The organism is Acidovorax sp. A79 (genome assembly GCF_041154505.1).
Lineage (GTDB): Bacteria > Pseudomonadota > Gammaproteobacteria > Burkholderiales > Burkholderiaceae_C > Acidovorax.
Window position 1 is genome coordinate 1,091,608 of the sequence record NZ_AP028672.1, and the last position, 12,812, is coordinate 1,104,419.

Consider the following 12,812-nt stretch of genomic DNA (forward strand, 5'->3'; position numbering starts at 1 on the left):
GGGAAGAAAACGGAGGGGTACGGAATGCCTGCGCCACGGAGGGGAGTCCTTCTCTGAAACGACAACGAATACAGAGCTGGCTCCATGCAGACGGTCCTGGCTTCTGCGGGCAGCAGAAAGGGCCGTTGTGGCTGGCTGATGGGGTGAATTATATGAGAATAATTCTCAATACGTAATCAGATTTACAACCACAAGGCACCAGCCGCTCCCCAAGACACGGCGGGCCCACGAAAAAAAGCGACCGGCCGCACAACACAGCCGGTCGCTCATCTATTGATAGCTTCCAGCGCTTTACCATCAAGCGCTGCAGGCCATTTTCAATCAAACATCAAACGGTTTCCGCCACCGTTTCCGCAGCCGGGGCACCCGCTGGCGCGGCCGCCACCACCGGCATGCGGATCAGGTGGTCGAATGCGCTCAGCGCGGCCTTCGACCCATCGCCCGCAGCGATCACGATCTGCTTGAACGGCACCGTGGTGCAGTCCCCCGCCGCGAACACGCCGGGCAGGTTGGTACGGCCGTGCGAGTCGACGATGATCTCGCCGAACCTGGACAGCTCCACCGTGCCCTTGAGCCATTCGGTGTTGGGGACCAGGCCGATCTGCACGAACACGCCTTCGAGCTGCACCAGGTGCTCCACGCCCGTGGCGCGGTCCTTGTACTTGAGGCCGTTGACCTTGCCGTCGGCACCGGTGATCTCGATGGTCTGCGCGTTGGTGTGGATGGTCACGTTGTGCAGGCTCTTGAGCTTGTTGACCAGCACGGCATCGGCCTTGAGCTGGTCGGCGAACTCCACCAGCGTGACATGGGCCACGATGCCGGCCAGGTCGATGGCGGCCTCGACTCCCGAGTTGCCGCCGCCGATGACCGACACGCGCTTGCCCTTGAACAGCGGGCCGTCGCAGTGCGGGCAGTAGGCCACGCCCTTGTTCTTGTACTCGGCTTCGCCGGGCACGTTGACGTTGCGCCAGCGCGCGCCGGTGGACAGGATCACCGTCTTCGATTGCAAGGTGGCGCCGTTGGCCAGCTTCACACCGATCAGGCCGCCGGGCTGGGCCGCGGGGATCAGCTGGTCGGCGCGCTGCAGGTTCATGATGTCCACGTCGTAGGCGCGGGTGTGGGCTTCCAGGGCAGCGGCGAACTTGGGTCCGTCGGTTTCCAGCACGGAGATGTAGTTCTCGATGGCCAGCGTGTCGTTGACCTGGCCGCCGAAGCGCTCGGCCGCCACGCCGGTGCGGATGCCCTTGCGGGCCGCGTACACGGCGGCCGCGGCGCCGGCGGGGCCGCCGCCGACGATGAGCACGTCGTACGGTGCCTTGGCCGACAGCTTGGCCGCGTCACGGGCGGCGGCGCCGGTGTCGAGCTTGGCCACGATCTCCTCGACCGACATGCGGCCCGAGGCGAACACCTGGCCGTTCATGAACACCATGGGCACGGCCATGATCTCGCGGTCGGCCACTTCCTGCTGGAAGGCGCCGCCTTCGATCACGGTGGTCTTGATCTTGGGGTTGACGATGGCCATGAGCGACAGCGCCTGCACCACGTCCGGGCAGTTGTGGCAGGTCAGGCTCATGTAGACCTCGAAGTTGAAGTCACCGTCGAGCGCGGCGATCTGCTCGATCACCTCGGGCTCGACCTTGGGCGGGTGGCCTCCGGTCCACAACAGGGCCAGCACCAGCGAGGTGAATTCGTGGCCCAGGGGCAGGCCGGCAAAACGCAGCGAATTCGTGCTGCCCACGCGCTGCAGGCTGAACGAGGGCTTGCGCGCGTCGTTGCCGTCGGTGCGCAGCGTGATCTTGTCGCTGCGCAGGGATTGGATGGTCGTCAGCAGCTCGCGCATCTCGCGGGCAGTTTCGCTGTCGTCCAGGGAAGCCACCAGTTCGAACGGCTGCGTCACGCGCTCCAGGTAGGCGGAAAGCTGGGTCTTGAGTTGTTCGTCGAGCATGGTGGTGTCCTTTCGAGTTGTGACTTGCAGGGTGGGGGCTGGGGCTGCTTGTGGCAAGCCCGGCACCGCAAAGGTAGGTGAAAAAGGCGTAAAAAAGCCGGACGGCATGGCGCGCGTGCGCCATGGCGCTGTCCGGCTGGGGAGCGCCCGCAGCGCTCTGCCGAATCAGTGTCCGCTCAGATCTTGCCGACCAGGTCCAGCGAAGGAGCCAGGGTCTTGGCGCCGTCGTTCCACTTGGCGGGGCAGACTTCACCGGGGTGGGCGGCGGTGTACTGGGCAGCCTTGAGCTTGCGCACGGTTTCCTTCACGTCGCGGGCGATCTCGTTGGAGTGGATTTCGGACGTCTTGATGATGCCGTCGGGGTTGACCACGAACGTGCCGCGCAGTGCCAGGCCTTCTTCAGGGATGTGCACGCCAAACGCGTTGGTCAGCTGGTGCGTAGGGTCGCCGACCAGGGGGAACTTGGCCTTGCCCACGGCGGGCGAGGTTTCGTGCCACACCTTGTGCGAGAAGTGCGTGTCGGTCGTGACGATGTAGACCTCGGTGCCAGCCTTCTGGAACTCTGCGTAGTGCTCGGCGGCGTCTTCGATTTCGGTGGGGCAGTTGAAGGTGAAGGCTGCGGGCATGAAGATCAGCACGGACCACTTGCCCTTCAGGTCGGCTTCGGTCAGGTCGATGAATTCACCCTTGCCATTGCGGTTGACGAAAGCGGTGGTCTTGAACGGCTGAACTTGCGTATTGATCAGGGACATTGCTGTTTCCTTGTTGGTGGTTGAGTGAACAGGACTGAAGTCTAGGCCTTTCCGGACCATCAATCCAATTAATTGATTAGATCAAATCAATTGCCAATAACTATACATCGAGACTGAAACCGGAAAATCCTCCGCCCCTGGCCCACAGGGGAACATGCCCAACCATTGCGCCTTGTCAAATATTCAAATACAACTCATTCTCAGTTGAATTTATGATCTGCTCCAGGGGCGCAAGGCACATCCATCTCCGCACGGCTCACGTCGGGCGTGGCCCCACCGGCCCCCGCGCGCTGGATGGAAAAGCGCAAGCAGCTCATAAACTCATAGCAAAGAACCGAATCCGCCATGTTCCAGACCCTCTTGATCTGTTTCCGCGAGGGGCTTGAAGCCCTGCTTGTCGTGGCCATCGCCACCTTGTATCTGCGCAAGACCGGGCGCCTGGCGCTGCTGCTGCCACTGCGCGCCGGCGTCGTGGTGGCGGTGCTGCTGTCGCTGGTGCTGGGCTGGGTGCTGTCGCAGGTGGGCGCGCTGTCACCCGCGGCCGAGGGGGTGATGGCCCTGGTGGCCGCGGCCGCCGTCGCCTGGTGCGTGGTGCACATGCGCAGCGCCGGCAAAGGCATGGGCCAGGAGATCGCCCAGCGCATCGACCGCGCCAGCGTGCTGGAGGGCCCGCGCGCCGCCCTGGCCGTGTTTCTGTTCTCGCTGTTCATGGTGGGCCGCGAAGGCGTGGAGACCGCCACGATGCTGGCCGCGCTGGCCCGCAGCGCCGAGCTGGGCTACATGGCCTGGGGCGGCATCGCCGGCCTGGCCCTGGCCATCGCCATTGCATGGGCCTGGACGCGCTACGGCCGTGCGGTGAACCTGGGCCGCTTCTTCCGCGTGACCTCGTGGTTCATGGCGGTGTTCGCGGTCCAGCTCGTGGTCTATGCCTTCCATGAATTCACCGAAGGCGCGCTGATTCCGGGCATCGACAACGCCTGGTGGCATGCCGCCACCGAGGATCTGGCCGAAGGCACGGTGGCCCAGGCGATCTCGCTGGCCCTGGTGCTGGTCCCCACGCTGTGGCTGGGCATTGCGCACTGGCGCGACCAGCAGCGCGCCGGGCAGCCCACGGCCACGCCAGCGGGCCCGTCCGCCAAGGCGCTGTAGCCCGCTGGCAGGCCAGGCCGCCACACGCGGCCCGCCGATGCACCGGGCCCTGGGTCATCACACCCAGGGCCTCTTTTTTTGGCGGGAAGCGGCATGGCGCCGCGCACGAAGCCCGCCCCGGCCGCGCTCGGCGCGCAGCCCACCCGCGCGGGAATGCGAACACAACTCAGCATCACACGCACCCCGTGCGCCCCCGCAGGGGATTGCCTTGCGCCTGCTGACGCAGGTCACGACAATCGGGCGGAATCAACACAATAAGGAGTCCCCATGAAAGGTGACGCACAGGTCATTGGCCATCTGCAGGCCCAGCTCAAGAACGAGCTCACGGCCATCAACCAGTACTTCCTGCACTACCGCATGCTCAAGCACTGGGGCTTCGACAAGCTGGCCAAGAAGGAGTACTCCGAATCCATCGGCGAGATGAAGCATGCCGACTGGCTGATGGACCGCATCTTCATGCTCGACGGCCTGCCCAACCTGCAGGACCTCGCCAAGCTCCAGGTCGGTGAAGACGTGCCAGAGATCCTGGCCTGCGACCTGCGCTCCGAACAAGGCGCCCAGGCCACCATCAAGGAAGGCATGGCCCATTGCGAAAGCGTGCGTGACTACGTCTCGCGCGACCTCCTGCAAAAGATCCTGGATGACACGGAAGAGCACATCGACTTCATCGAAACCCAGATCGACCTGATTGACAAGGTCGGCCTGCAGAACTACCTGCAGTCGCAGATGGGCGACGCAGACTGAAGCAAGAGTTCACCAGAGCGCTCCACGAAAAAAACCACCAACGAAGAAATCAGAAAAACGGGCCCTGGCCCGTTTTTTTGTGTCCGCGCGAAGGCAGGGCCGCATCGCCCTGCAGTCACAGGATGTTGCAACTGCACATCAAAGCCGCCAAAGTTGTGCCGCAATGAATGCGAATGCTTCTCAACAAAAGTAGAATGCGTTCTTACGACCGGCGCCCGCCCTTCCCTGCCCACCTCTTCCCCAGACCTGATGGCATGGAGTGCGCGTTGCGCCCGGGTGCCGTGATTGATTCCCTGAATACCTAGCCAGCCAGTCAGCCGGGCCCTGCCCCGCTGCAGCCAGCGTTTGTACGTTTGTTGTGTCCAAACCTGCCTGGAGCCTTCCTGATGCTGCGCCGCACCGCCAGCCCCTGCCTGCCCGGGGCCTCCGCTTCTTTCCGATCGCCCGGATCACCTGCTGACAGCCGCGCCCCGGCTGGCACGCCATGAAGACCGCGCGTGTCGACTGGCGCTACCGGCTGACCATCACCTCCCGCGCCGTGGCGGCCATCGGAGGCGGCTATGCGCTGGCGGCGGGGTTCGCGGCCGCGTTGTCGCTGGGGCTGGCGCAGTTCATGCCGCGGGTGGAAGCCGTGCTGACGGCCACCATGCTGGCCTGGCTGGCCTACGCCATGGCCGCGGGCTGGGCTTTCTATGCCCGCACCGCCCTCGGTGCATGGGCAGGCACCCTGCTGCCGGCGCTGGTACTGGGCGCCTGCGCCATGGCGTCGCAATGGATGAAGGCCGCCGCATGAACGCCACCACACTGACACCCGACGCGTCCGCAGACATGGCAGCGGGCATGCCCGCGGCTGCCCCGGTCAACGCCAAGGCCAAAGCCGCCAGGACACCCAATGACCGAGAAGGCTTTCGCCAGGCGATGTCGTGGCTGCACACCTGGGCCGGGCTGATCCTGGGCTGGCTGCTGTTTGCGATCTTCCTCACCGGCACGCTGTCGTTCTTCAAGAACGAGTTCAACCTGTGGATGCGCCCCGAGATGCACGGCCTGCCCGCGGCGGATGCGCAGGTGGCCCAGAAGTCGCTGGACGCATTGCAGCGCAAGTCGCCCGAGGTCACGCAGTGGATCATGCACCTGCCCGACGAGCGCGACCCGGCCGTCAACCTGCTGTGGCGCGGCACCGGCAACGGCCGGTTCGAGACGCTGCGCATGAACCCGCAGACCGGCGAAGCCATCGAGGCGCGCCAGACCATGGGCGGGGACTTCTTCTACCGCTTTCACTTCGAGCTGCGCACGGCCCAGAAGGGCCGCTGGACCCTCGAAGGCCGCTGGGTGGTGGGCGTGGCCACGATGCTGATGTTCGTCGCGCTGATCACGGGCGTGATCACGCACCGCCGCATCTTCAAGGACTTCTTCACCTTCCGCCCCACCAAGGGCGGGCAGCGCGCCTGGCTGGATGCGCACAACGTTACCGGCGTGCTGGTGCTGCCGTTCTATCTGATGATCACCTTCAGCGGGCTGATGATCTTCCACACGCTGTACATGCCCGCCGGCATCGCCACCACGTACAAGAATGAAAAGGGCGTGGACTCCAACGCGTACTTTGCCGACCTGCAGGGCGAGAAGGCCGAGAGCCGCCCCCGCCGTGGCGCAAACGACAAGGTAGAGCCCCTGCCCGCCATCGCGCTGCAGCCCATCCTGAATGAAGCACGCTCCCGCTGGGACGGCGGGCGCATCGGCAGCCTGCAGGCGCGCCGCGATGCCAAGGGCCGCGCCGTGGTCGAGGTCACGCGCCACGAGGGCGACCGACTGCAGTACCGCCCGCCGCGCCTGTTGTTCGACGCCACCACCGGCCAGTGGCTGGACCAGGCCGACCCCACGGGCCCCGCCGCCAAGACGTATGGCGTGCTGTACGGGCTGCACCTGGCGCGCTTTGCCGATGTGGGCATGCGCTGGGCCCTCTTCGGCTTTGGCGTGCTGGGCAGCCTGATGATCGCCACGGGCATGGTGCTGTGGACCGTCAAGCGCAGCGCCCTGTCGCAAACCAAAGCCGGCCGCCAAGGCGCTGCCGCCCCTGCAGCGCGCACCAAGGCGCCCTTTGGCGAGCGTCTGGTCGCCGCCATCAATATCGCCACGCTGGCGGGCCTGCCGCTGGCCTGCGGCGTGTACGTGGCCTCCAACCGCCTGATCCCCGTGGGCATCGAGGGCCGGGCCGACACCGAGCTGGCCTGGTTCTTCAGCGCCTGGGGCATCGCGCTGCTGTGGGCGCTGGCGTGCGCCGTGGCGCGGCCCAGCCGCATGGGCTGGTCCGTGCCGCTGGGCGCTGCGGGTGCCGTGTGGACGGCCCTGCCGCTGATCAACGCACTGACCACCCACACCCACCTGGGCGTCACGCTGCCCGCGGGCGAATGGATCTGGGCGAGCATGGACCTGTCGTTCCTGGCCACGGGCCTGCTGCTGGGCTGGCTGTCCTGGCGGCTGCGCCCGGGGCGCGTGCGCAAGGGCAAGGCCGCTGTGTCCAAGGCATTGCGCCACGCCGCCGCTGCCAGCGCATCCGCCCCACAGCCCGCTGCACCGGCGCTGTCGGCAACGCCCGACGTCTCGACCTCGGGGGCCTGATCCATGTCCGCTTTTCTGCTGTGTTTCGCGGCGTGGTCCGCCATCGCACTGGGCATGGACCGCCACCATGAAGACGCGCTGGGCCGGGAAGGCACGGAGCGCCGCCTGCTGCACCTGCGCCGCGCCGGGTGGCTGGTGCTGCTGCTGTCGCTGTGGCTGGCGGCCCGCCCCTCGGGCGAGACCCCAGCCTCGCTGGGCATCACCGCCTGGACCGTCGCGCTCTCCGTGGCGGCGGTGGCCGTGACGGCCACCATGACCTGGCAACCCCGGCGCGCCCCGGCCTTGGCGGGCGCGGCCCTGGCGGGCGGCCTGCTCGCGTGGGCCTGGGGCTGGTGATGAACACCGCCGCCCGCCCGCCAGACCTCCGCCCCTGAACGTTACCGCCACCACCCGCACCCCTTTTCACGCTTCGCACACCTCCCAGCCAAGGGCCGACCACCGGCCCGCGCCAGGCACGGGGTGCGGGGTTGCCGTCTTCATCTGCGCTGCGCACACGCTCAAGGAAAACCATGCACGCCATCCGCCAGTCCCACACGCTCAGACCCCTGTCGGCTGCCCTGCTCGCCGCGCTTTGCAGCGCCGCGTGGGCGCAGAGCCCGCCGCCGGCCACCGCACCGCAGACGCTGGGCGAGGTCACGGTGCAGTCCACCAGGGGGGACGACGGCTACTCGCCCGCCGCCAGCACCTCGGCCACCAAGGGCAGTGCGCCGCTGCGCGACGTGCCCCAGGCCGTGAACGTGGTGCCCGAGCAGCTCATGCGCGACCAGGGCGCGCGGTCGATGGAAGACGTGCTGCGCAACGTGCCCGGCGTGGCCATGAGCCACGGCGACGGGCAGCGCGACCAGGTAGTGATCCGCGGCTTCACGGCCATCGCCGACCAGTTTGTCGACGGCGTGCGCGACGATGCCCTGTACTTCCGCGACCTGGCCGACATCGAGCGGGTGGAGGTCCTGAAGGGCCCCGCCGCCGTGCTGTACGGGCGCGGCTCGTCGGGCGGCCTGATCAACCGCGTGACCAAGAAGCCCAGGTTCGGCGAGACCTCGGGCGAGGCCTCGCTGGGCCTGGGCAGCTTCGACTACCGCCGCGCCACGGCCGATGTGAATGTGGGCATCAGCGACACCGCGGCCTTTCGCATCAACGCCGCGGTGGAGGACTCGGGCAGCTACCGCGACCAGCAGTTCGTCAAGCGCCACAACTTCGCGCCGTCGCTCGCGCTCAAGCTCGCGGCGCAAACCGACCTGCTGCTGCAGTACACCCACGCCCGCGACCAGCGCCTGACGGACTTCGGCATTCCGGCGCTCAACGGCCGCCCCGTCAACGTGTCGCCCCGCACGTACTACGGCTCCAGCAACGCCGCGCAGGACGACACCACCACCAGCACCATGCAATCGTTCGCGGCCACGCTGAACCACCGCTTCAACGACGACTGGTCGGTACGCAACGTCACGCGCCTGTACGACTACGCGCTGGACCGCTACAACACCCTGCCCGGCGGCACCACCGACCCGGTGAACCTGACCGTGGGCCGCACGCGCTCGTTCGTCCTGCGCGACGAAAAAGGCTTCTTCAACCAGACCGACGTCACCTGGCGCCACCAGCTGGGCGGCTTCCAGCAGGAATGGCTGATGGGCGTGGAACTGGGCCAGCAGAAGAAGCGCGCCGAGTCCGTCTCGGGCGGCGCCGACCGCGTGCCGATCTTCAACCCCGGCAACCGCCCTGCTCCGGCCATCCCGGCCGCCAGCTTTGCGGCCGACGGCGCCATCCCCAGCCACACCACGCAGGACACCGCCGCGCTGTACTGGCAAAACCAGATCACGCTGGCGCCCCAGTGGAAGGCGCTGGTCGGCGCGCGCTACGACGTGTTCGGGCAGGAGACCACGTTCGACCGCAAGCTCGCGGGCCTGTCGCGCACCGACAAGAAGTTCAGCCCCCGCGCGGGCCTGGTGTGGCAGCCCAGCGAAACGCTGTCGTACTACGTGTCGTACAGCAAGTCGTTCCAGCCCTCGGCCGAGACCTTTGCGCTGGCGGCCAACACCACCGGCGCCGAGCCCGAGATCACCGAGAACAAGGAAATCGGCGTGAAGCTCGACGTGCTGGACGGCCGCCTGAACTTCACCGGCGCGCTGTTCAACCTCGAGCGCACCAACATCAAGAACACCGACCCGACCAACCCGTCGCGCCAGATCAACGTGGGCACGCAGCGCACCAACGGCCTGGAGCTGACCGCCAATGGCCGCCTGCCCGGCCGCTGGGACGTGAGCGCGGGCTACGCCTGGCTCGATGGCCGCATGACCAGGTCGCTGGCCACCACGGGCTCGCTGCAGCTGCCCACGGCGGCCATCGCGGCGCAGGGCAAGGTGGCCGCGCTCACGCCGCGCAACTCCGCGTTCGTATGGGCCATGAAGGACCTGGGCCACGGCCTGCGCGTGGGCGGCGGCGTGAACTACGTGGGTGCGCGCTTCACCTCGCTGACCAACCTGGTCACCCTGCCCGGCTACACCACGCTGGACGCCGCCCTGCAGTACACGGTGGGCCAGTGGGATGTGGACGTGAACGTGAAGAACCTGGCCAACCGCAAGTACTACGTGTCGGCCCACGGCAGCAACGACAACCTGATCCTGCCCGGCTCGCCCCGCGCGCTGCAGGTGACGCTGCGCACGCGGTTCTGACACGGCACATGCAGGCGCCGCCAGCAAATTCAAAGCCTTTTACGCCACCAGCGCTTGATGGAAAAGCGCTGGCAGCTACTCAATTCATAGCAACATCGAGGAGGAGAAGCACCATGCGCATGCACCCATTGGCCCTGGCGGCCTCGCTGCTGGCCACGCTGGCCACAGCCCAGGCCCAGACCGCCGCCACCACCGCCGCCACGGCCGCATTGCCCGAGGTCAAGGTGACCGACGGCGCGGACGGCGCCACCACCGAGGGCAGCGGCCAGTACACCGCCCGCGAAGTCAGCGTGGGCAAGCTGCAGCAGACGCCGCGCGAGACGCCCCAGTCCATCAGCGTGGTCACGCGCCAGCAGCTCGACGACCGCAACCTGACCAAGGTCGAGGACGCCATCAAGCTGAGCACTGGCATGACCATCACGCGGCTGGACGGCGCGGGCAACTACAACTCGTTCCAGTCGCGCGGCTTCGACCTGGGCGCCATCCAGCTCGACGGTGTGCCCATTCCGCAAGGCAACTACAGCACCCTCGATACGGCCATGTACGACCGCATCGAAGTGCTGCGCGGCCCGGCCGGCCTGCTGCAGGGCGCGAGCGAACCCGGCGGCACCGTCAACCTGGTGCGCAAGCGCGCCCCGTCCAAACTGGCCATCGGCGCCGATGCGGCAGTGGGCTCGTTCGGCCTGCGCCGCGGCACGGTGGACGTGGGCGGCGGCCTCAACGCCGAAGGCACGATCCGCGCGCGCGCCGTGGCCGTGGTGGAAGACCGTGACAGCCACATCGACACGCTGTTCAACAACAAGCGCCTGGGCTACGGCACGCTGGAATGGGACATCGCCCCGTCCACCACCGTGTCGGTGGGCGCAGCACAGCAGCGCGTGCGCGCCGCCATCGATCAGGGCCTGCCCACCTATGCCGATGGCCGCCTGGCCGACCTGCCCCGCAGTTCTTTTGCCGGCCTGCGCGCCAACCGCCAGGACCTGGAAACCACCGACGTTTTCGCCGAGCTGGAGCACCGCCTGGCCGGCGGCGGCGTGGTGCGCCTGTCCGCGCGGGACATCGACCGCACGGCCTTCTACCGCTCGGCCCGGGCCAACAGTGCCCTGGCCGCCGACGGCAGCTTCACCATGGAAACCGTGGACGGCGACTTCCACGTGCGCACCCGCAACTACGACGCCTTCCTGGCCACGCCGGTGCAGGTGGCGGGCCGCACCCACAAGCTGCTGGTGGGCGCCAGCCACAACGAAGGCAGGACCTGGGACGGCAACTACATCTACGGGCCGACCCTGCCCTTCAACCTGCTGCGGCCCAACTACGACCTGGCGTACCCCGACATCACACTCAAGGGCTTCACCTCCATCGTCACCCGCCGCGAGAACGCGCTGTACGGGCAGGCCCAGGTCAGCCTGGCCGACACCGTCAAGCTGCTCGCGGGGGGGCGCCTGTCGTGGGCCGAGGTGGTGACGCGCAGCACCAGTACCGGCGCGGTCACCGCATCGGCCGATCCCGGCCGCCAGTTCGTGCCCTCCATCGCGCTGATGTGGGACTTCCACCCGCAGTACACCGGCTACGCCAGCTACGCCGAAACCTTCGTGGTGCAAACCCAGCTCACCGCGGCCAAGCAACTGCTCGACCCGCGCACGGGCAAGCAGGTCGAGCTGGGTGTCAAGGGCGAGTTCCTGCAAAAGCGCCTGCAGGCCCATGCAGCGCTGTTCCGCATCATCGACGAGAACCGCGCTGTCGCCGACCCGGTGGTGACCAACGCATCGATCGCCGGCGGCAAGGTGCGCGCGCAGGGCTTCGAGACCGAGGTCAGCGGCCAGCCACAGCCCGGCTGGGACATCGTGGCGGGCTACGCCTACAACGACACCCGCTACCTGAAGGCGCCCGTCGCCCAGCAGGGCCAGGTGTTCAGCCCCATCACGCCGCGCCACAGCGTGAACCTGTTCACCCGCTATGCCTTCACCAGCCCGGCGCTGCGCGGCTTCAGCGTGGGCGGAGGCATGTCGTACCGCAGCGCGTTCTTCGCGCAAAGCGGCGCGCTGCGCATCAACGCGCCCGGCTACGCGGTGTTCAACGCGCAGGTGGGCTACCAGATCAACGACCACCTGTCGTTGAACCTGTCGGTGGACAACCTGCTGGACAAGACCTACTACGAGAAGGTATCCGGGGTGTCGCGCCAGAACTTCTATGGCGAGCCACGCCGCGTGACGGTGGCGCTCAAGGCGCGGTACTGACGGGGAAGCGGGCTACCGCCAGCGGGCCTGCCCGGGCCCGCCGGCTGCCGCGCCTCAGCGTGCGGGAGCGCGCTGCAGGTTCACCTTCCAGTCGAGCCGTGTGGCCTTGCGCGCGACGGGCCCGTGGTTCTCGCCGCTCACGCACAGGTTGCGGCCGTACTTGAACGATGGCACGTTCATGGACAGGCTGCCGGTACTGGCGGACACCAAGGTATCGCAGCTGCTCACGTCCGGCTCCACATGGAAGTATGTCTGGTAGCTCTGGCCACGCTCGGGTACGAAGGCCACGGTCACCCGGCAGATCCGGTTCTGGGCCACGCGCGCATCGATGTAGTAGTGCGAGAGCACGAACGGCTTGCCGGCCGGAATCTGCACCGTCTTGCCCACGGAAGGGTTCTCCACGTCCTTCGTCATCCCGGTGAAGGTCGCCAGACGGATGCCGTCCTTGTGGGGCACGCAGTCTTCGTTCTCGTACGCCTCGGTGAAGAAGTGGGCGTTGTTGCCGATGATCTTCAGCGTGGCGCTGTCGGCGGTGGGTTGGGGGTGGTACTGCGAAGCGCAGCCAGCCAGCGCGATGGCGCAAAGGGCAAGGCAATGTTTCATGGATGAAAGTGTCTTTTGATGGCCGGAAGGCCAAGTGTTGTAGTGGCGACGGTCACGCACCCGTTCGGGCACGCCCGCGCACTATAGCCACGCAAGC

Annotated in this window: 10 protein-coding genes; 7 read left to right on the forward strand and 3 right to left on the reverse strand. The window is 67.2% G+C overall.

Translation table 11 applies throughout. From position 1 onward, the window contains the following. Positions 1-328 precede the first annotated feature (328 nt). Positions 329-1,945: an alkyl hydroperoxide reductase subunit F gene (gene ahpF / locus ACAM51_RS04950; protein WP_369642891.1), complete on the reverse strand. Its 1,617-nt coding sequence runs from the start codon at positions 1,943-1,945 to the stop codon at positions 329-331. 176 nt (positions 1,946-2,121) lie between these two features. Continuing rightward, positions 2,122-2,697: an alkyl hydroperoxide reductase subunit C gene (gene ahpC, locus ACAM51_RS04955; protein ID WP_218340229.1), complete on the reverse strand. Its 576-nt coding sequence runs from the start codon at positions 2,695-2,697 to the stop codon at positions 2,122-2,124. Between the two features lie 345 nt (positions 2,698-3,042). Between ahpC and ACAM51_RS04960 the strand changes: the two genes are divergently transcribed. The 7 genes from ACAM51_RS04960 to ACAM51_RS04990 all read left to right on the forward strand — a co-directional run bounded on the left by ACAM51_RS04960 (position 3,043) and on the right by ACAM51_RS04990 (position 12,112). Continuing rightward, positions 3,043-3,846 carry an FTR1 family protein gene (locus tag ACAM51_RS04960; RefSeq protein ID WP_218295407.1) on the forward strand — a complete coding sequence of 268 codons (804 nt, stop codon included), beginning with the start codon at positions 3,043-3,045 and terminating at the stop codon, positions 3,844-3,846. Between the two features lie 267 nt (positions 3,847-4,113). Then, positions 4,114-4,590: a bacterioferritin gene (gene bfr / locus ACAM51_RS04965; protein WP_218295408.1), complete on the forward strand. Its 477-nt coding sequence runs from the start codon at positions 4,114-4,116 to the stop codon at positions 4,588-4,590. A gap of 484 nt (positions 4,591-5,074) precedes the next feature. Further along, a complete protein-coding gene (locus ACAM51_RS04970; RefSeq protein WP_369642892.1) occupies positions 5,075-5,383 on the forward strand; it encodes a DUF3649 domain-containing protein in 309 nt (102 codons plus the stop codon). Positions 5,384-5,430: 47 nt separating this feature from the next. Further along, the gene (locus tag ACAM51_RS04975; RefSeq protein WP_369643769.1) at positions 5,431-7,206 is read left to right on the forward strand and encodes a PepSY-associated TM helix domain-containing protein; all 1,776 of its coding nucleotides are present in this window, start codon (positions 5,431-5,433) and stop codon (positions 7,204-7,206) included. Positions 7,207-7,209: 3 nt separating this feature from the next. Further along, positions 7,210-7,542, forward strand: coding sequence for a DUF3325 domain-containing protein (locus ACAM51_RS04980; protein ID WP_218295410.1), 333 nt, complete (start codon positions 7,210-7,212; stop codon positions 7,540-7,542). 173 nt (positions 7,543-7,715) lie between these two features. Then, positions 7,716-9,875: a TonB-dependent receptor gene (locus ACAM51_RS04985; RefSeq protein ID WP_369642893.1), complete on the forward strand. Its 2,160-nt coding sequence runs from the start codon at positions 7,716-7,718 to the stop codon at positions 9,873-9,875. A 113-nt stretch (positions 9,876-9,988) separates the two neighbouring features. Next, the gene (locus tag ACAM51_RS04990) at positions 9,989-12,112 is read left to right on the forward strand and encodes a TonB-dependent siderophore receptor (protein ID WP_218295412.1); all 2,124 of its coding nucleotides are present in this window, start codon (positions 9,989-9,991) and stop codon (positions 12,110-12,112) included. A gap of 54 nt (positions 12,113-12,166) precedes the next feature. Here the strand turns inward: ACAM51_RS04990 and ACAM51_RS04995 are convergent, their stop codons facing one another. Continuing rightward, positions 12,167-12,715, reverse strand: coding sequence for a hypothetical protein (locus tag ACAM51_RS04995; protein ID WP_369642894.1), 549 nt, complete (start codon positions 12,713-12,715; stop codon positions 12,167-12,169). Between the last annotated feature and the right edge of the window lie 97 nt (positions 12,716-12,812).